The organism is Rhizobacter fulvus (assembly GCF_964020785.1).
This window is the reverse complement of sequence record NZ_OZ224516.1, coordinates 1,572,276-1,591,065: the sequence shown is the minus strand read 5'-3', so window position 1 is coordinate 1,591,065 and position 18,790 is coordinate 1,572,276. Positions and strand designations below refer to the sequence as shown.

Sequence of the window (18,790 nt, the reverse complement as noted above, 5' to 3'; positions counted from 1 at the left end):
TCGCTACTGGAACGCCACTTCGGCGAAGCTGCGAAGCTTGCGGCTGTGCAACTGGTCGACGCCGGCCTCGCGCAGCAGCTCGATCGCGCGGATGCCGATGCGCAGGTGCTGGTCGACCCGCTCGCGGTAGAAGTGATTGGCCATGCCCGGCAGCTTGATCTCGCCGTGCAGGGGCTTGTCGCTGACGCACAGCAGCGTGCCGTAGGGCACGCGGAAGCGGAAGCCGTTCGCGGCGATCGTCGCGCTCTCCATGTCGAGCGCGATGGCCCGGCTCTGGCTGAAGCGCCGCTCCGGCGTACTCGCCGCGTGATGCGACGGCAGCAGTTCCCAGTTGCGGTTGTCGGTGCTCGCCACCGTGCCGGTGCGCATGATCCGCTTGAGCTCGTAGCCCTTGAGCTGCGTGATCTGCTCGACCGCCGATTCCAGCGCGACCTGCACCTCGGCCAGGGCCGGAATCGGCACCCACAGCGGCAGTTCTTCGTCGAGCACGTGGTCCTCGCGCACGTAGCCGTGGGCGAGCACGTAGTCGCCGAGCTGCTGGGTGTTGCGCAGCCCCGCGCAGTGACCCAGCATCACCCAGGCGTGCGGGCGCAGCACCGCGATGTGGTCGGTGATCGTCTTCGCGTTCGCCGGACCGACGCCGATGTTGACCATCGTGATGCCGCTGCCGTCGGCCCGCACCAGGTGGTACGCGGGCATCTGCGGCAGGCGCGGCGGTGCGCTGCCGAGGTCGTCGCCCGCCTGTGCCGCCAGACCCTTGCGGCGCGTGATGACGTTGCCGGGCTCGACGAACGCCACGTAGTCCTGCGCCTTGGCCGCGCTCGACATCGTCTCGTGCCCGAGGCGCACGAACTCGTCGATGTAGAACTGGTAGTTCGTGAACAGCACGAAGTTCTGGAAGTGCTCGGGTGCGGTGCCGGTGTAGTGGCGCAGCCGGTGCAGCGAGTAGTCGACCCGCGGCGCCGTGAACAGCGCGAGCGGCTGGGCCTCGCCGGGGCCGGTCTCGCGGGTGCCGTTGGCGATGCCGTCGTCCATCGCGTTCAGGTCGGGCAAATCGAAGCGGTCGCGCATCAGCAGCCGCCGCTCGGCGCTCAGGTTGCCCTCGATGTGGTCGTTCTCGGCGAGCGAGAAGTGCACCGGGATCGGGTGCGCGCTGGTGCCGACCTCCAGCGACACGTGGTGGTTCTTCAGCAGCAGCCGGAACTGCTCGAGGTAGTAGTTCGAGAACAGGTCCGGCCGCGTCAGCGTGGTCTCGAACGTGCCGGGGCCGGCGACGAAGCCATAGCTCAGGCGCGAATCGGCGCGCGCGACCGTGTCGGTCTTGACCCGCACGAAGGGATAGCAAGCGCGCACGCGTTCGGCCATCGGGTCGCCGGCGACGAAGGCCTGCAGCGCGCTGCGCAGGTGCTGCACGCTGCCGTCATAGATCGCGCGCACCTGGTCGAGGGCGGCGGCGGGGTCGGTGAAGCTGGCGGGCGCGATGAAATTCGGAACGACGGACATGGGGATCTTCTTCTTGGAGTCGATTCGCCATTTTCGCTTGCAGACCCGGCAGCGCCGGGCAGCAAGGTTGCATTTCGTGACCTCGCTTGTCCTACAGGCTGCGCGCCGGTCAGCCGACCACCCGCAGCCAGACGGACTTCTAAGCTGAACGCAGCTGGTTCAGAGCCGGCGTTTCGACCACCCGGCCCCCAGCGGGCCTCAGCCAAGGAGTTATTCGAATGAACGCTTCCAAGACCCTGACCGCCGCCATCGCCGCCGCCACCATTGTGGGGACCGTGGGCTACGTGTCCGCGCAAACGACGACCGAGCCGGCGAACACGACCCCTTCGCAGACCATGCAGCAGCCGTCGACGACCACCACGCCGGCGGCAGACACGAGCATGCCGGCGCCGACCGGCACGACGCCTTCGGCCACCGGGCCGTCCACGATGCCGGCGCCGAACGCAGCGCCGTCGAATGTGCCGTCGTCGAGCAGCGACATGTCGACCCCGGCCGTGACCAGTGACGTGAACGCCGCGCCGGCCGAGCCGGCGCCGAAGGCCGACCGCAACTGATTCGACGATTCGGGGCCGACCACCGTGCGCATCCGCCACATCCTGGACCGCCACCCCGACCTCGTCGTCGGGCTGCGGCAGGGCGTGCTGGTGGGCGCCGCGGTCCTCGCGGTCATCCTGCCGCCGGCCGGCTCGGCCACGGCGCGGCTTTCGCCGCGCCCGACGCCGCCGGTGGCCTCCACGGCGCTACAGATTCCGGACGATCCGCGCGTTGCCGACTTCGGCGAGCACGTGGCGTCCGAGGATGCGCGTCTGGTCGCTGATTGGGTGGCGCGTCGGGCGGACAACCAGCGCCTCCCGTTTGTCATCCTCGACAAGCGCGACGCACGCGTCTTCGTCTTCGATGCCGGCGCCCGGCTGGTCGATTCGAGCCCGGTGCTGCTCGGTGCTGCGGCGGGCGACGATTCGGTCGCCGGCATCGGCCAGCGCCCGATCGCCGACGTCCGCCCCGAAGAGCGCACGACGCCGGCCGGCCGATTCGTCAGCCAGCCCGGCCGCAATGCCTCCGGGGAAGACGTCGTGTGGGTCGATTACGGTGCCGCGGTCTCGATGCACCGCGTGCGCCCGGTCGATCCGAAGGAGCGCCGACTCGAACGGCTGGCGTCGAACGATCCGGCGCAGCGCCGCATTTCCTATGGGTGCATCAATGTGCCGGTGGCGTTCTTCGACACGGTCGTGAAGCCGGTCGTCGGCGCGCAGAAGGCGATCGTGTACGTGCTGCCCGAGGTTCGGGACGTGCGCAGCGTCTTCGCGGGCCTGGGAGGCGCCAGCGGCTGATCCGCCGCCTCTGCGACGAAGTAACGAATTCCCGGTCGCTGTGACCGGATATCTCTCCGACACATGTCGGAATCGCGACAATCCGCCCTGGCGCCGTTTTCGGCCGCCCGGTGGGAGCAGTTCGGCTTCACCGCCGATGGATTTCCCACCCAGGAAGTGTCGCGATGTCGCGTCGTGTCCCGAGGCTGTGTGCTGCGGCCCTGTCGTTGTTCGCCGCGCTGTCGTGGGCCGCGAGTGCGCCGCCCCCCGATTTCGCCGGCGAGTCGGTCTCCGACGCAGCGCTGTACGCGGTCACGCAGGCGTTGACCTACGGTGACGCGCTGGGCCGGCCGTTCGCCGTGGTCGACAAGCGCGAAGCGCGGTTCTACCTGTTCGATGCCGGCGGCCGCCTGGTCGGTGCCGCGCCGGCGTTGCTCGGCGCGACGCCCGGCGACACGGCGATCGCCGACATCGCCCGGCGCAGCCCCGCCAGCCTGGCACCGCATGAGCGCAGCACGCCCGCCGGCCGGTTCGAGACCCAGCCGGGCCACAACGACAAGGGCGAAGCGATCGTCTGGGTCGACTACGCCGCGTCGCTCGCGATCCACCGCCTGCGCCCGTCGCCGCTGGTCGAGCGCCGGGTCGCCCGGCTCGCCTCGCCGTCGCCGGACGACAACCGGATCACGCTCGGCTGCGTCGTCGTGCCGGTGGCGTTCTACGAGGGCGTCGTCGAGCCGCTGCTCGGCAGGCAGCGGGGCGTCGTCTACGTGCTGCCCGAGAACGGGCCGGTGCAGGCCATGTTCGCCGCGCCACGCTACGCCGCACTCGCGCCCTGAGCGCGGCGCGCGGCCCCGTACACTGCGGCCGGGCACGGACGCTGCAGGGAGCATGGCGATGAAGGTGTTGGTACTCGGCAGCGGCGTGATCGGAGTCTCGTCGGCCTACCAGTTGGCGCTCGCCGGTCACGAGGTGACGGTGGTCGACCGCCAGCCCGCCGCGGCGCTGGAGACGAGCTACGGCAACGCCGGCGAGGTGTCGCCCGGCTATTCGTCCCCGTGGGCCGGACCCGGCGTGCCGATCAAGGCGATCAAGTGGCTGCTGATGCAGCACCGCCCGCTGGTCATCCGCCCCAACATCGACCTGAATCTGCTGCGCTGGGGCGTGGCGATGCTGCGCAACTGCACCAGCGCGCGCTACGAGGTGAACAAGAGCCGCATGGTCCGGCTGGCCGAGTACAGCCGCGACTGCCTGAAGGCGCTGCGCGCCGAGACCGGCATCCGCTACGACGAGCGCATGCAGGGCACGCTGCAGCTGTTCCGCACCCAGGCGCAGCTTGACGGCACCGCCGCCGACATCGCGATCCTGCAGCGCTACGGCGTCGCGTTCGAGCTGCTCGACCGCGATGGCTGCATCCATCATGAACCCGCGCTGGCGAACGTGCGCGAGAAGTTCGTCGGCGGCCTGCTGCTGCCCGGCGACGAGACCGGCGACTGCTTCAAGTTCACGCAGAACCTGGCCCAGCTGGCGGTGCAGCGCGGCGTGCAGTTCCGCTACGGCACGCGGGTCAGGAAGCTGGTCCTGGCCGGCAAGCAGATCGACCGCGTGGTGACCGACGCCGGCGACATGCGCGCCGATGCCTACCTGGTCGCGTTCGGCAGTTACTCGCCGTTGCTGCTGAAGCCGCTGGGCATCCGCATCCCGGTGTATCCGGTCAAGGGCTACTCGATCACGGTGCCGATCACCGACGCGGCCGGCGCGCCCGAATCGACCGTGATGGACGAGAGCCACAAGGTCGCGGTGACGCGGCTCGGCGACCGCATCCGCGTCGGCGGCACCGCCGAGCTGGCCGGCTACACGCTGAAGCTGCACGACGCGCGCCGCCAGACGCTCGAGCACGTCGTCACCGACCTGTTCCCCCGCGGGGGCGACGTGTCGCGCGCCGAATTCTGGTGCGGGCTGCGCCCGATGACGCCGGACGGCACCCCGGTGGTCGGCGCCACACGGCTGCCGAACCTGTTCCTCGCGACCGGCCACGGCACGCTCGGTTGGACGATGGCCGCCGGCACCGGCCGCGTGATGGCCGACGTGATCTCCGGCCGCACGCCCGGGATCGACATGGACGGGCTGACGGTCGACCGCTACCCGAACGCCTACGCCTGAAGACCGACGATGACCGAGCGGAACGTTCATGCGCCGATGGCCTGCACCGTCGTCGAGATCGCGGTCGGCGTCGGGCAGGTCGTGCGCGCCGGCCAGACGTTGCTGATCCTCGAGGCGATGAAGATGGAGCACGAAGTGCATGCCGACGGCGATGCGCGCGTGCTGGAGGTGGCCGCGCGGGCGGGCGACCTGGTCGCCGAAGGGGAGGTGCTGCTGCGCCTGGGGGCGTCAACGGGCGGCGACGCGCGACCCGGCCCGCTCCCGGTGGTCGGAGTGCACGCGGATGACGGCCTTGCGCCGCGCGCCGACCTGCAGGACGTCCGCGCCCGCCACGCCGCCACGCTCGACGCCGCCCGGCCGGCCGCGATCGCCAAGCGCCACGCGCTGGGCCTGCGCAGCGCCCGCGAGAACCTCGCCGACCTGTGCGACGCCGACAGCTTCGTCGAGTACGGCGCACTGGCCCTGGCGGCGCAGCGCTCGCGCCGCAGCCTCGACGACCTGATCGCCAACACGCCAGCCGACGGCATGGTCACCGGCATCGGCGGCGTCAACGGCGCGCTGTTCGGCCCCGAGCGCGCGCGCTGCGTCGTGATGGCGTACGACGCGACCGTCCTCGCCGGCACGCAGGGCATGCGCAACCACCAGAAGACCGACCGCATGCTCGGCATCGCGCTGCAGCAGAAGCTGCCGGTCGTGCTGTTCGCCGAGGGCGGCGGCGGCCGGCCGGGCGATGTCGACATGCCGATCGTCGCCGGATTGCATGTGACCACGTTCGCGAGCTACGCGCGGTTGTCCGGCCAGGTGCCGGTGGTCGGCATCGTCGCGGGTCGCTGCTTCGCCGGCAACGCCGCGCTGCTCGGCTGCAGCGACGTGATCATCGCGACCCGCGACAGCAACATCGGCATGGGCGGCCCGGCGATGGTGGAAGGCGGCGGCCTCGGCCGCTTCGCGCCGGAGCAGATCGGGCCGAGCGACGTGCAGGCCGCGAACGGCGTCATCGACCTGCTGGTCGACGACGAGGCCGCGGCAGTCGCGGCCGCGCGCCTGTACCTGTCGTTTTTCCAGGGCGCGCTCGAGGGCGGTGCCGCGCCGGACGCGGCCGCGCTGCGCCGCGTGCTGCCGGACAACCGCGTGCGCGTCTACGACATGCGCGAGGCGATGCGCGGCGTCGTCGACACCGGCACGCTGCTGGAACTGCGCGCCGGCTTGGGCGTCGGCATCCACACCGCGCTGGCGCGGATCGACGGCCGGCCGATCGGCCTGATGGCGAGCAACCCGGCGCACCTGGGCGGCGCGATCGATGCCGATGCGGCCGACAAGGCCGCGCGCTTCATGCAGCTGTGCAACGCGCACGGCCTGCCGCTGGTGTCGCTGGTCGACACGCCGGGCTTCATGGTGGGGCCGGAAATGGAAACGCAAGCGCAGGTGCGCCACGTCAGCCGGATGTTCGTGGCCGCCGCGCATTTGCGCGTGCCGTTCTTCGCCGTCGTGATGCGCAAGGGCTACGGCCTCGGTGCGATGGCGATGACCGGCGGCGGCTTCCATGCGCCGGTCGCGATCGCGGCGTGGCCCAGCGGCGAATTCGGCGCGATGGGCCTGGAGGGCGCGGTTCGGTTGGGCTACCGCAGGGAGCTCGAGGCATTGCCCGAGGGCGCGGCGCGCGAGGCGCGCTTCCAGCAGCACCTCGACGAGCACATCGAGAAAGGGCGCGCCATCAACATGGCGGCCACGCTGGAGATCGACGCGGTGATCGACCCGGCACAGACGCGCGATTGGCTGCTGCAGGGCCTGCGCTCGGCGCGCGTCGGCCCGCGCTCGACCCAGGGAATCGACCCCTGGTGATCTCGATCAGCTGAAGTCGGCGAAGCCGGTGCGCGGGGCGTCCGGCCAGTGGTGTGACTGCAGGGCGGGATGAGCGGCTTCGTAGCCGATGTCGGTCGTGTCGTCGTCCGCAGGCACCGGCTGCACGGCGGCGCGGCCTTGGCCCGAAAAGTACCAGCGCCTCACGTCAGCCACCCAATCCGCATCGTTCGCCATGATCGTCTCCACGCCGGCCGCACCGCGCAACCGATGAACGAATCGTCGGGTCCGCAGCGGCGCCGCACCATCGGGTGACTGGCGAATCGGATGTAGGGCTTCGCCTACGATGGGCGTCGGGCAAGTGTGGCGAGAATGGTGGCGAGCGCCGGGCCCGATCGCCTGCGCACCTCGAGAACCTGCATGGACCGCACCGTCGACAGCCCGGCCACCCACGCTTCGAGCGCGGGGGCCCCACGCCTCCAGGCCCCCGCGGTACGGCACCTGCGCCAGATCCTGCTATGGCCGCTGCGCCTGATGCCGGTGCCGCGCCGCCCCGGCGAGGCGCGCCGCACGCCCTGGCAGATCCTGCGCCACCTGGGGGATGCCTCGCCCTGGCGCGAGGTGGTCGACGAATACACCGGCGACAGCGCGCGCTTCCACGAGCGCCACTACAACGAGTTCGTCACCTTCCTGCCGTACGTCCAGCGCTTCCTGTACGGCGAGGGTCGCCACACCCGCGACGCCACGGGCCGCGATGCCGACGCGCCGATGCGGGTGTTCCGCCGCGAGGACATCGCTCACGTTCGCGTCGTCGCCCGACGCGGCGACGCACCGGTCACGCTCGAGGTCATCCACGTCGATCTGTACTTCTTCTTCGATGTCGACGTGGTGCTGCTCAACGTCGAACTCGGCGCGAACGACCTGACGCTCGACCAGGCGCAGGAGCAGCTCTACCGCTTCGGCCGCGGTTACCCGGCGGGCTGGGACGACGCCGGCCAGGCGCTTCACACGGCCACGAGCGTCGAATGGCTGGATGCCAACGGCACGGTGCTCGAGCGCTCCGACTCGCAGCAGCGCGAACTGTTCATGGCGCATGTCGCCGAGCACCGCGCGCCGCGGATCGCCGCGCACTGGGCCTTCATGCTGCGGCCGCTGGTGGCCGACCATTCCGACGAGCCCGGCGATCTGCGCTACCGCCAGATCGAGTACTACCGCATGCCGCTGATGGCCTACCTGGCCCTCGACGACCCGCGCGCGCTCAGCCGCAGCGATTTCATCCGCCTCGGGCTGGTGACCGGTGCCGGCGGCTCGGACAACGGCAGCCCTGTCGACGACAGCTCGCCGCAGGCGCTGCGCGACGGCGGACCGCTGCAAGGGGATGGAAACGGCAGCGCGCTCCCGTATGGCGCCGAGCACCTGGCCGACTTCGAGCAGCGCTACTGCTACGACCGCTTCTGGGCCAATGCCGGCGCCGCACCGAACACGCGCTACCTGTGCAGCGGCCACGCGCTGATCGTGATCGGCGATGCGCGCTCGCCCTTCTACGGCTGTCGCGACCGCGGCGTGCTGGCGCAGTTTCGCCACCAGCACTTCATGCTGTTCCTGATCGCGCATTTCCAGAAGGCGGCGCTGCTGATGTCGTCCGACCGGCTGGTCGAGGCGCTGAAGAACCTCGACGTCGGCGACGCCGACAGCGTGCGCGCGTTCAAGCGCTCGATCCGCGGCAGCTTCGAGAGCTTCCTGCGCTTCACGCACCGCTACTGGTTCCACGAGGTCTCGGAACAGGCGCAGGTGCGCGCGCTGTTCCGCCTGTGCACCACGCACCTGCAGATCGACCCGCTGTACGACGAGGTCAAGGTGCGCATCGACGACATGAACACCTACCTCGACGCCGACAGCCTGCGCCGCCAGGCCAACACGGTCGTGCGGCTGACGGTCGTCACCATCCTCGGCCTGATCGGCACCGTGACCACCGGCTTCCTCGGCATGAACCTGCTCGCCGAAGCCGACGCGCCGATGAGCCGCAAGCTGGTGATCTTCGCGATCGTGTTCGTCGCGACCACGGTGCTGACCTTCTACACGATGGTCAAGTCCAAAGGCCTGTCCGATTTCCTCGACGCCTTGTCGAACGAGCGCCTGTCGGTGTGGACGAAGTTCAAGGCGCTCGGCGCGGTGTGGCGCCGCAATCCACTGGACTGACCCCATGGACATCACCGATCTCGGCGCGACCGCACTCTCGCAAGCCCTCCACGCGCGCCGCATCTCGTGCCGCGAAACGATGCAGGCCTACCTCGAACGCATTGCGCGGCTGAACCCGGCGCACAACGCCCTGATCAGCCTGCGCGACGCCGACGCGCTGCGACACGAGGCCGACGCCTGCGACGCGGAACTCGCGCGCGGCAGCTCGCGCGGCTGGATGCACGGCATGCCGCAGGCGATCAAGGACATCGCTTCGACCGCGGGCCTCGTCAGCACGATGGGCTCGCCGTTGCTGCGCGACTTCGTGCCGCGCGAGGACGGGCTGATGGTGCGCCGCATGAAGGCCGCCGGCTGCATCGTCGTCGGCAAGAGCAACACGCCCGAATTCGGCCTGGGCTCGCACACCTTCAACGAGGTGTTCGGCCTCACCCGCAACGCCTTCGACCCGACCCGCTCCGCCGGCGGCAGCAGCGGCGGCGCCGCGGTCGCGCTCGCACTGAGGCTGCTGCCGGTGGCCGACGGCAGCGACTTCATGGGCAGCCTGCGCAACCCGGCCGGCTGGGCCAACGTGTTCGGCCTGCGACCGAGCCAGGGCCGCGTGCCGTCCTGGCCGGCGGCCGACGTGTGGGTCGCGCAGCTCGGCACCGAAGGGCCGATGGGGCGCAGCGTGGAGGACGTGGCGCGGCTGCTCGACGTGCAGTCCGGCCCGGACGCGCGCACGCCGCTCGCGCTGCCCGCGCACGCCTCGTTCGCTGCCGGGCTGGCGCAGGTCGAGGGCGCGACCGATCGCATCGGCTGGTTGGGCGACCTGCGCGGCCACCTGCCGATGGAGTCCGGCATCCTGGCCGTGTGTGAGCAGGCCCTGGCGCGCCTGCAGGGGATCGGCTGCGCCGTCGAGCCGACCGCGCTGGGTCACCCACCCGAAGCCGTGTGGGACGCGTGGCTGGTGTGGCGGCGCTGGCTCGTGGCCGGCCGCATTGCGCCGTTTCTGGTCGACCCGGCGAACCGCGCGCTGATCAAGCCCGAGGCGCTGTGGGAGCACGACCAGGCCGCCGGCCTGACCGGTGCGCAGACGCTCGACGCCAGCGCCCAGCGCAGCGCGTTCTACCAGCACCTGCTCGGGTTGTTCGAGCGCTTCGACGTGCTCGCGCTGCCGAGTGCGCAGGTCTGGCCGTTCGACGCGGCGCTGCGCTGGCCCACGCAGATCGCCGGACGCACGATGGACACCTACCACCGCTGGATGGAAGTCGTGATCTACGCCACCTTCGCCGGCCTGCCGTGCATCAGCGTGCCGGCCGGGTTCAACGCCGCGGGCCTGCCGATGGGCCTGCAGCTGATCGGCCGGCCGCAGGGCGAGGCGGCGCTGCTGCGGCTGGCGCGAGCCTACGAGCGGGCGGCGGCCGAGGTGCTCGCCGTCAGGCCGTCAGCTTGAGCCCCGCGATGCCCAGCACGATCAGGCCCAGGCACACCAGTCGCAGCGGCGCCGCCGAGTCGCCCATCAGCATGATGCCGAGGATCACGGTGCCGACGGTGCCGATGCCGGTCCAGACCGCGTAGGCGGTGCCGACCGGCAGGTGCTTCATCGCCAGGCCGAGCAGCACGACGCTGGCGACCATCGCGGCGATCGTCAGCGCGCTCGGCACGAGCTTGCTGAAGCCGTCGGTGTATTTCAGGCCGATGGCCCAGGCGACCTCGAACAGGCCGGCGAAGAAGAGGAGTGTCCAGGGCATGGGCTAGAGTCTAGAGACGCCGCGGCGCCCGCGCGACTGTGGCGCCGCAACCACCCAGGCGCGGGCCGGGCATCGTGCAGGAGACGACATGAGTGAAGCGACGAATCCGAGGATCCGTGTCGGCGTCGGCGGCTGGACCTTCGAGCCCTGGCGCGACAACTTCTTCCCGGCCGGCTGGCCGCACAGCCGCGAGCTCGAGTACGCGAGCCGCAAGCTCACCGCGATCGAGGTCAACGGCACTTACTACAGCTCGCAGAAACCGGCCACGTTCGCGAAGTGGCGCGACGAGACGCCGGACGACTTCGTGTTCTCGCTGAAGGCCTCGCGCTTCGCGACCAACCGGCGCGTGCTGGCGGAGGCGGGCGAGTCGATCGAGCGCTTCGTCGGTCAGGGCATCGTCGAACTGGCGCACAAGCTCGGGCCGATCGTCTGGCAGTTCGCACCGACCAAGCGCTTCGAGCCGGACGATTTCGAGGCCTTCCTGAAGTTGCTCCCGGCGCGCGCGGGCGGCCTGCCGCTGCGCCACGTGCTGGACGTGCGGCATTCGTCGTTCATGACGCCCGAGTACCTCGCGCTCGCGCGCCGCTACCGCGCGGCGACCGTGTTCACCGACTCGGACGACTACCCGTCGTTCGCCGACCGCACCGGCGACTTCGTCTACGCACGCCTGATGCGCACCGACGCGCGCTGGCCCGAGGGCTGCGAGCCGTCCGCCTTCGCGCCGCTGGCCGATTGCGCGCGCGCCTGGCGCGACGGCAGCGAGCCGAGCGGCCTGCCGTGCGTGGAGCCGGCCACCGAGGTGGGCCCGCCGCGCGACGTGTTCCTGTACTTCATCAGCGGCGCCAAGGAGAAGGCGCCGGCCGCGGCGATGGCCCTGATCCGCGCGCTCGGCTGAACGCCGCGCGATACTTGGCCGATGAGTGCCCCGTACCGCGCCGATCACGTCGGCAGCCTGCTGCGCCCGGACTGGCTCGCCGAGGCGCGTGCGCTGAACCAGTCGGGCCAGCTCGAGTGCAGCGCGCTGGCCGAGATCGAGGACCGCGCCATCGAGGAGGCGGTGCGCCACCAGGAGGCGCTCGGTCTGCAGAGCATCACCGACGGCGAGTTCCGGCGCGAGTGGTGGCACCTCGATTTCCTGGCACAGCTGGACGGCGTCGAGCTCGAGGACAACCACGGGCCGAGCTTCCATTTCTCGGGCCAGTCCGAGCAGCCGCCGATCGCGACCGTGACCGACCGCGTCGCCTGCACGCGCCCGATCATGGCCGACCACTTCGCGTTCCTGAAGTCGGTGACCACGCGCACACCGAAGATGACGATCCCGTCGCCGTCGATGCTGCACCTGCGCGGCGGCCGCGCCGCGATCTCGCGCGAGGCCTATCCCGACCTGGCCGAGTTCTGGGCCGACGTGGCCGAGGCGTACCGCGTCGCGATCGGCCACCTGGCCGACGCCGGCTGCCGCTACCTGCAGCTGGACGACATCACCTTCGCCTACCTGTGCGACCCGAAGATCCAGGCCAACTGCCGCGCCAACGGCGACGACCCGGCCACGCTGCCGCGCATCTACGCGCAGACCATCAACGCCGCGCTGGCCGGCAAGCCCGACGACATGGTCGTCACGATCCACACCTGCCGCGGCAACTTCAAGAGCGCGTGGGTCGCCGAGGGCGGCTACGACCCGGTGATCGAAGCGATGTTCTCGACCAACGTCGACGGCTACTTCATGGAGTTCGACAGCGCGCGCGCCGGCGGCTTCGAGCCGCTGCGTGCGCTGCCGCCGGGCCGCAAGAAGGTCGTGCTCGGCCTGGTGACCACCAAGCTCGGCCAGCTCGAGGACAAGGACGCGCTGAAGCGGCGCATCGACGAGGCGGCACGGTTCGTGCCGCTCGATCGGCTGTGCCTGTCGCCGCAATGCGGCTTCTCCAGCACCCACCACGGCAACGCGATCTCCCAGGACGACCAGTGGCGCAAGCTCGAGCGCGTGCTCGAGGTCGCGCACGAGGTCTGGGGCTGAGCCCGACCCATCCACCGATTCTTCATGACCACGACCCGCGCCACCGACACCGTTGCACCGCCCACCCCCTCGGCCGAGCGGCCCCCGCGGCCGGCCGCCACGATCGTCGTCGTGCGCGACGGGGCCGACGGCATCGAGGTGCTGCTCTCGCGCCGCGCCGAACGCGGCGATCACAACAGTGGCGCCTGGGTGTTCCCGGGCGGCATCGTCGACCCGGGCGACCGCCAGTCGCACGATTGCTGCGCCGGCCTGGACGACGCGGCCGCGAGCGCGCGCCTGGGCCTGCCCGCCAACGGGCTCGACTACTACATCGCCGCGGTGCGCGAGTGCTTCGAGGAATCGGGCCTGCTGTTCGCCACCGACGCCAGCGGCGAGCTGGTCGGTCTGCACGACGAACTCGGCACGCGGCTGGCGGCCTGGCGCGGCCCGCTGCACCGCAACGAGCGCGTGCTCGGCGACATGTGCCGCGCCTTCGGCCTGACGCTCGCGCTCGACCGGCTCGCCTACCTGAGCCACTGGCTGACGCCGCCGGCACGACCCAAGCGCTTCGACACGCGCTTCTTCATCGCCGCGGCGCCGCTGTCGCAGACCGCGGCGTTCGACGGCACCGAGATGGTCGAGCAGCTCTGGCTGCGCCCGTCGGCGGCGCTCGCGCGCGCCAACGAGCTGAAGCTGATGACGCCGACGCAGAAGACGCTGGAGCTGGTCGGCCGCTACGACAAGGTCGACGCGCTGCTCGCGTGGGCACGCGCGCCGCGCGAGGTCGCGCTGATCATGCCGCGGGTCGCGAACGGCAAGCAGGGCATGCGCCCGGTGCTGCCCGACGAGCCGGCGTTCGCCGAGCTTGGCCGCATCGACCCGGCCGGGCACGGCAGCGGCTGCTACGACATCCAGGTCGGCACGCCGGTGCGGCTGTCGCCGCGGCTGATCCGCGTCAGCGCCGGCAACGGCAGCATGATGACCGGGCCGGGCACCAACACCTACCTGCTCGGCGGCGGCGCGACCAACGAATGGGCGGTGATCGACCCGGGCCCGCACGACGAGGCGCACATCGAGGCGATCCTCGCGGCCGCGCCCGGTCCGATACGCTGGATCTTCGCGACCCACACCCACAAGGACCATTCGCCGGCGAGCGCGCCGCTGAAGGCGCGCACCGGCGCGACCGTGCACGGCCGGGTCGCCGACCACCCCGAGTGGCAGGACGACACCTTCGCGCCCGACGTGCACCTGCGAGGCGGCGAACGCTTCGAGCTGCCCGGGCCGGACGGCCAGCCCACGACGCTGCGCGCGATCCACACGCCGGGGCACGCGTCGAACCACGTCTGCTACCTGCTCGAGGAGGAGAAGCTGCTGTTCACCGGCGACCACGTGATGCAGCTGTCGACCGTCGTGATCAACCCGCCGGACGGCGACATGCGGGCGTACATCGCCTCGCTGCGCGAGCTGGCCGAGCTGGACCTGGCGTGGCTGGCGCCGGGCCACGGCTTCCTGATGGAACAGCCGCAGCGCGCGATGCAGGCGATCGTCGCGCACCGGCTCAAGCGCGAGGCCAAGGTGCTGGATGCGTTGCGCGCGCTCGGCCCGGCCGATGCCGAGACGCTGCTGGCGCGCGTCTACGACGACGTCAAGCCGCAGCTGCTGGCGATGGCGATGCGCTCGCTGCGCGCCCATCTGCACAAGCTGCGCGACGACGGCATCGCCCGCGAGCGCGACGGGCGGTGGGACGCGTCCGCGGGCTGACGCGCCCGCTGCCCGAACGGTTCAGCCGCCAGACAGCGCGCGTGCGTCGTCGCGTACGTCGGGCCGCAGGTGCGCGGTGCAGTCGACCAGCGAGGCGCGGTGCGGCGCTTGGGCATCGATCACGCTCAGGCCCGTGTTGCCCAGGTGCCCCGGCGGCACGACGCCCTCGTCGAGCCGCACATGGGCGGCCAGCAGCGCGCGGATCACCAGCCCGTGGGTGACGACGGCGAGCGTGCCGCCGAGCGCGGCGCGCCGTTGCACGACATGGGCGAACGCCGCGGCGACACGTTGCGTGAACACGGCGACCGACTCGCCGCCGGGCGGCGCGCCGGTCATCGTCAGCGGGTCGACCGGCATGCTGTCGTACGGCTGGCCGCGCCAGTCGCCGAAGTTGCGCTCCTGCAGCAGCGGCGTGGTCTCGATCGGCGCACCGGTCGCGGCGGCGATCGCCTGCGCGGTGCGCAGCGCGCGCGGCAGGTCGCTGCTGACGATCGCGCGCACGTCCATCGTCGCCAGACGCGCGGCCAGCGCCTCGGCCTGCGCGATGCCGCGGTCGCTGAGCGGCGTAGCGGCCGGTTGCAGCACGCGCGCGACGTTCAAGGCGGTCTCGCCGTGACGGATCAACAGAAGGCTCATGCAGCGACCCCCGGGGTATCGTTCGACCGATGATAGGTGTTGAACTGCCCCCTGCATTCGCCGTGATCGTCGAGCCCTCGGGTCACCGCTTCGACGCGCCGGCGGACGTGCCGCTGCTGCGCGCGGCGCGCGAGGCTGGCCTGATCCTGCCGAGCTCGTGCCGCAACGGGACGTGCCGTGCCTGCCTGTGCCGCCTGGTCAGCGGTCGAGTCCGCTACACGATCGAGTGGCCCGGCGTCAGTGCGGACGAGAAGGCCGAGGGCTTCATCCTGCCGTGCGTGGCGATCGCCGAATCACCCCTGGTGATCGAGGCGCCACGGCTGATCGACATCAGCGCGACGCTCTGACATCACGTCCTTACATGCTCCGCCGGTACTGCCCGCCCACCTCGAACAGCGCGTTGGTGATCTGCCCGAGCGAGCAGCAACGCACCGCGTCCATCAGCACCTCGAAGACGTTGCGGTTCTCGATGACCGCCTGCTGAAGCCGCGCCAGCATCGCCGGCGACTCGTTCGCGTGGCGGGCCTGGAAGTCGGCCAGGCGCTTGAGCTGCGACTGCTTCTCGTCGTCGGTCGAGCGCGCGAGTTCGAGCGTGTCGGCGACCGGGTCGCCGTGCGGGTTGCGGAACGTGTTGACACCGACGATCGGGTACTCGCCGGTGTGCTTCAGCATCTCGTAGTGCATCGACTCTTCCTGGATCTTGCCGCGCTGGTAGCCGGTCTCCATCGCGCCGAGCACGCCGCCGCGCTCGGCGATCTTCTCGAACTCCTGCAGCACCATTTCCTCGACGAGTTCGGTCAGCTCGTCGATGATGAAGCTGCCCTGGTTCGGGTTCTCGTTCTTCGCCAGGCCCCACTCGCGGTTGATGATCAGCTGGATCGCCATCGCGCGGCGCACGCTGTCTTCGGTCGGCGTCGTGATGGCTTCATCGAAGGCGTTGGTGTGCAGCGAGTTGCAGTTGTCGTAGATCGCGATCAAGGCCTGCAGCGTGGTGCGGATGTCGTTGAACTGGATCTCCTGCGCGTGCAGGCTGCGACCGCTGGTCTGGACGTGGTATTTGAGCTTTTGCGAGCGCTCGTTCGCGCCGTAGCGGTCGCGCATCGCGACCGCCCAGATGCGCCGCGCCACGCGGCCGAGCACGGTGTACTCCGGGTCCATGCCGTTGCTGAAGAAGAAGCTCAGGTTCGGCGCGAAGTCGTCGATGTGCATGCCGCGCGCCAGGTAGGCCTCGACAAACGTGAAGCCGTTCGAGAGCGTGAACGCGAGTTGCGAGATCGGGTTCGCGCCCGCCTCGGCGATGTGATAACCGCTGATGCTCACCGAGTAGAAGTTGCGCACCTGGTGGTGCACGAAGTACTCGGCGATGTCGCCCATCACCTTGAGCGAGAACTCGGTCGAGAAGATGCAGGTGTTCTGGCCCTGGTCTTCCTTCAGGATGTCGGCCTGCACGGTGCCGCGGACGTTCTCCTTGGTCCACGCGGTGATCTTCGCGGCCTCGTCGGCGGTCGGTTCGCGGCCATTGTCGGTCTTGAACTTGTCGAGGTTCTGGTCGATCGCGGTGTTCATGAACATCGCCAGGATCGTCGGCGCGGGGCCGTTGATCGTCATGCTCACGCTGGTCGCCGGGTGCGTCAGGTCGAAGCCCGAGTACAGCACCTTCATGTCGTCGAGCGTGGCGATGCTGACGCCGGAGTTGCCGACCTTGCCGTAGATGTCCGGCCGCACCGCCGGGTCGTTGCCGTACAGCGTGACCGAGTCGAACGCGGTCGACAGGCGCTTGGCCGCCATCCCCGAGCTCAGCAGCTTGAAGCGGGTGTTGGTGCGGAACGCGTCGCCCTCGCCGGCGAACATGCGGGTCGGGTCCTCGCCCTCGCGCTTGAACGCGAACGTACCCGCGGTGTACGGGAACGAGCCGGGCACGTTGTCGAGCATCAGCCACTGCAGCAGCTCGCCGTGGTCCTCGTACTGCGGCAGCGCGACCTTGCGGACCTTGCTGCCGGACAGCGTCGTGTAGGTCAGCGCGGTGCGGATCTCCTTGTCGCGGATCTTGACCACGTACTCGTCGCCGGCGTAGGCCTTGCGCATGTCCGGCCACATCGCCAGCAGCTTCTTCGCGCGCGGGTCCTGGCGGGCTTCGCGCTCCTCGGCGAGGTTGACGGTCGCTTCGGCGGCGCGGGTGCGGTCGGGCTTGTCGATCTTGAGCATCTCGGCGGAAGCGCGCAGCTGCTGGATCTCGCGTGCGAGCTTCGCCTGGGCACGCGCATGCGCCTTGTAGCCGCGCACGGTGTCGGCGATGTCGGCGAGGTAGCGCACGCGCGCGCCGGGCACGATCGGCACCTGGTGCGTGCTGTGGCGGGTCGCGGCGAGCGGCAGCGCACCCGGGCCGACCTTCAGGCCGAGCTGCGCCAGCCGCGGCAGCAGCGCCTGGTAGAGCGCGGTGACGCCGTCGTCGTTGAAGCGGCTCGCCATCGTGCCGAACACCGGCATCTGCTCGGTCGGCGTCTTCCACGCCTCCTTGTTGCGCTGGACCTGCTTGGCGACGTCGCGGAGCGCATCCGCGGCGCCCTTGCGGTCGAACTTGTTGATCGCGACGAACTCGGCGAAGTCGAGCATGTCGATCTTCTCGAGCTGGCTGGCCGCACCGAACTCGGGCGTCATCACGTACATCGGCACGTCGACCAACGGCACGATCGCCGCGTCGCCCTGGCCGATGCCCGAGGTCTCGACGATCACCAGGTCGAAGCCGCCCGACGCCTTGACCGCCGCGAGCACGTCGGGCAGCGCCTGGCTGATCTCGCTGCCGAAGTCGCGGGTGGCCAGGCTGCGCATGAAGACGCGTTGGCCCCCCGACACGTCAGCGTCGGTTCCCGGCCTTGTCCACGGCGCGATCGCGTTCATGCGGATGCGGTCGCCGAGCAGCGCGCCGCCGCTCTTGCGGCGCGACGGGTCGATCGAGATCACCGCGATGCGCAGCGCGTCACCCTGGTCGAGCCGCAGCCGGCGGATCAACTCGTCGGTCAGCGACGACTTGCCGGCGCCACCGGTGCCGGTGATGCCGAGCACCGGTGTCGTCGCGGCCGCGGCGGCGTCAGTCAGCGCGGCCTTCAGCGGCGCGCCGACCTGGCCGTTCTCGAGTGCGGTGATCAACTGCGCGAGCGCGCGCCAGTGCGCCTCGGTCCGGCCCTGGATCGCTTCCAAGGCCTTCGGCGCGTACGTGGACAGGTCCACGTCGCAGCGCATCACCATCTCGCCGATCATCCCGGCCAGGCCCATGCGCTGGCCGTCCTCCGGGCTGTAGATGCGGGTCACGCCGTAGCCCTGCAGCTCGGCGATCTCGCTCGGCACGATCACGCCGCCGCCGCCGCCGAAGACCTGGATGTGCGCGCCGCCACGTGATTTGAGCAGGTCGACCATGTACTTGAAGTACTCGACATGCCCGCCCTGGTAGCTGCTGATCGCGATGCCCTGCGCATCCTCCTGCAGCGCCGCGGTCACGACCTCGTCGACCGAGCGGTTGTGGCCGAGGTGGACCACCTCCGCACCCATGCCCTGCAGGATGCGTCGCATGATGTTGATCGCGGCGTCGTGGCCGTCGAACAGCGAGGCCGCGGTGACGAACCGCACCTTGTGGGTCGGGCGGTAGTCGGCGAGCGCCTTGAACTCGGCGGACAGGTCGGTCATGGTCTTGTCTCCTGCGTCGT

The 18,790-nt window shown here is 70.5% G+C and carries 15 protein-coding genes and 1 pseudogene; 10 read left to right on the top strand and 6 right to left on the bottom strand.

The annotated features are described in order from the left end of the window. Positions 1–3: 3 nt before the first annotated feature. Together ACWH49_RS07590 and ACWH49_RS07585 are read right to left on the bottom strand one after the other, a co-directional pair. Positions 4–1,503: an AMP nucleosidase gene (locus tag ACWH49_RS07590; RefSeq protein ID WP_056465773.1), complete on the bottom strand. Its 1,500-nt coding sequence runs from the start codon at positions 1,501–1,503 to the stop codon at positions 4–6. Positions 1,504–1,783: 280 nt separating this feature from the next. Beyond that, complete coding sequence (locus ACWH49_RS07585) at positions 1,784–2,089, bottom strand: hypothetical protein (protein WP_448170905.1); 306 nt, start codon at positions 2,087–2,089, stop codon at positions 1,784–1,786. Here ACWH49_RS07585 and ACWH49_RS07580 point away from each other — a divergent pair. The 4 genes and pseudogenes from ACWH49_RS07580 to ACWH49_RS07565 form a co-directional block, all read left to right on the top strand. Beyond that, on the top strand, positions 2,082–2,834 hold the full coding sequence (locus ACWH49_RS07580; RefSeq protein ID WP_448170904.1) for a hypothetical protein: 753 nt from the start codon (positions 2,082–2,084) through the stop codon (positions 2,832–2,834). The genes ACWH49_RS07585 and ACWH49_RS07580 overlap by 8 nt on opposite strands. A gap of 164 nt (positions 2,835–2,998) precedes the next feature. Continuing rightward, on the top strand, positions 2,999–3,649 hold the full coding sequence (locus ACWH49_RS07575) for a L,D-transpeptidase (RefSeq protein ID WP_448170903.1): 651 nt from the start codon (positions 2,999–3,001) through the stop codon (positions 3,647–3,649). Between the two features lie 58 nt (positions 3,650–3,707). Further along, on the top strand, positions 3,708–4,973 hold the full coding sequence (locus ACWH49_RS07570; RefSeq protein ID WP_448170902.1) for a D-amino acid dehydrogenase: 1,266 nt from the start codon (positions 3,708–3,710) through the stop codon (positions 4,971–4,973). Between the two features lie 21 nt (positions 4,974–4,994). Beyond that, positions 4,995–6,815, top strand: a pseudogene (locus ACWH49_RS07565) (carboxyl transferase domain-containing protein); the annotation flags it as partial. Between the two features lie 6 nt (positions 6,816–6,821). Here ACWH49_RS07565 and ACWH49_RS07560 read toward each other — a convergent pair. Then, a complete protein-coding gene (locus tag ACWH49_RS07560; protein WP_448170901.1) occupies positions 6,822–7,022 on the bottom strand; it encodes a hypothetical protein in 201 nt (66 codons plus the stop codon). 171 nt (positions 7,023–7,193) lie between these two features. Here ACWH49_RS07560 and ACWH49_RS07555 point away from each other — a divergent pair, with 171 nt between their 5' ends. Together ACWH49_RS07555 and ACWH49_RS07550 are read left to right on the top strand one after the other, a co-directional pair. Further along, the gene (locus tag ACWH49_RS07555; protein WP_448170900.1) at positions 7,194–8,972 is read left to right on the top strand and encodes a hypothetical protein; all 1,779 of its coding nucleotides are present in this window, start codon (positions 7,194–7,196) and stop codon (positions 8,970–8,972) included. Positions 8,973–8,976: 4 nt separating this feature from the next. Continuing rightward, positions 8,977–10,404 carry an amidase gene (locus ACWH49_RS07550; RefSeq protein ID WP_448170899.1) on the top strand — a complete coding sequence of 476 codons (1,428 nt, stop codon included), beginning with the start codon at positions 8,977–8,979 and terminating at the stop codon, positions 10,402–10,404. On the opposite strand, the gene sugE is transcribed toward ACWH49_RS07550, so the two are convergent. Beyond that, the gene (sugE, locus tag ACWH49_RS07545; RefSeq protein WP_448170898.1) at positions 10,388–10,702 is read right to left on the bottom strand and encodes a quaternary ammonium compound efflux SMR transporter SugE; all 315 of its coding nucleotides are present in this window, start codon (positions 10,700–10,702) and stop codon (positions 10,388–10,390) included. The two genes, ACWH49_RS07550 and sugE, sit on opposite strands and share 17 nt — an antisense overlap. Before the next feature lie 88 nt (positions 10,703–10,790). Between sugE and ACWH49_RS07540 the strand changes: the two genes are divergently transcribed. The 3 genes from ACWH49_RS07540 to ACWH49_RS07530 are packed head-to-tail and all read left to right on the top strand — an operon-like array spanning position 10,791 to position 14,453. Continuing rightward, positions 10,791–11,597: a DUF72 domain-containing protein gene (locus ACWH49_RS07540; protein WP_448170897.1), complete on the top strand. Its 807-nt coding sequence runs from the start codon at positions 10,791–10,793 to the stop codon at positions 11,595–11,597. A 21-nt stretch (positions 11,598–11,618) separates the two neighbouring features. Beyond that, positions 11,619–12,713 carry a 5-methyltetrahydropteroyltriglutamate--homocysteine S-methyltransferase gene (locus ACWH49_RS07535; RefSeq protein ID WP_448170896.1) on the top strand — a complete coding sequence of 365 codons (1,095 nt, stop codon included), beginning with the start codon at positions 11,619–11,621 and terminating at the stop codon, positions 12,711–12,713. A gap of 24 nt (positions 12,714–12,737) precedes the next feature. Then, positions 12,738–14,453, top strand: coding sequence for an MBL fold metallo-hydrolase (locus ACWH49_RS07530; RefSeq protein ID WP_448170895.1), 1,716 nt, complete (start codon positions 12,738–12,740; stop codon positions 14,451–14,453). Between the two features lie 21 nt (positions 14,454–14,474). On the opposite strand, the gene ACWH49_RS07525 is transcribed toward ACWH49_RS07530, so the two are convergent. After that, positions 14,475–15,089, bottom strand: coding sequence for a histidine phosphatase family protein (locus ACWH49_RS07525; protein WP_448170894.1), 615 nt, complete (start codon positions 15,087–15,089; stop codon positions 14,475–14,477). Between the two features lie 29 nt (positions 15,090–15,118). On the opposite strand from ACWH49_RS07525, the gene ACWH49_RS07520 reads away from it, so the two are divergent. Continuing rightward, positions 15,119–15,436 (top strand): 2Fe-2S iron-sulfur cluster-binding protein, encoded by a 318-nt coding sequence (locus ACWH49_RS07520; RefSeq protein WP_448170893.1) that lies wholly within the window; start codon positions 15,119–15,121, stop codon positions 15,434–15,436. Between the two features lie 10 nt (positions 15,437–15,446). Here the strand turns inward: ACWH49_RS07520 and icmF are convergent, their stop codons facing one another. Next, on the bottom strand, positions 15,447–18,770 hold the full coding sequence (gene icmF / locus ACWH49_RS07515) for a fused isobutyryl-CoA mutase/GTPase IcmF (RefSeq protein ID WP_448170892.1): 3,324 nt from the start codon (positions 18,768–18,770) through the stop codon (positions 15,447–15,449). Between the last annotated feature and the right edge of the window lie 20 nt (positions 18,771–18,790).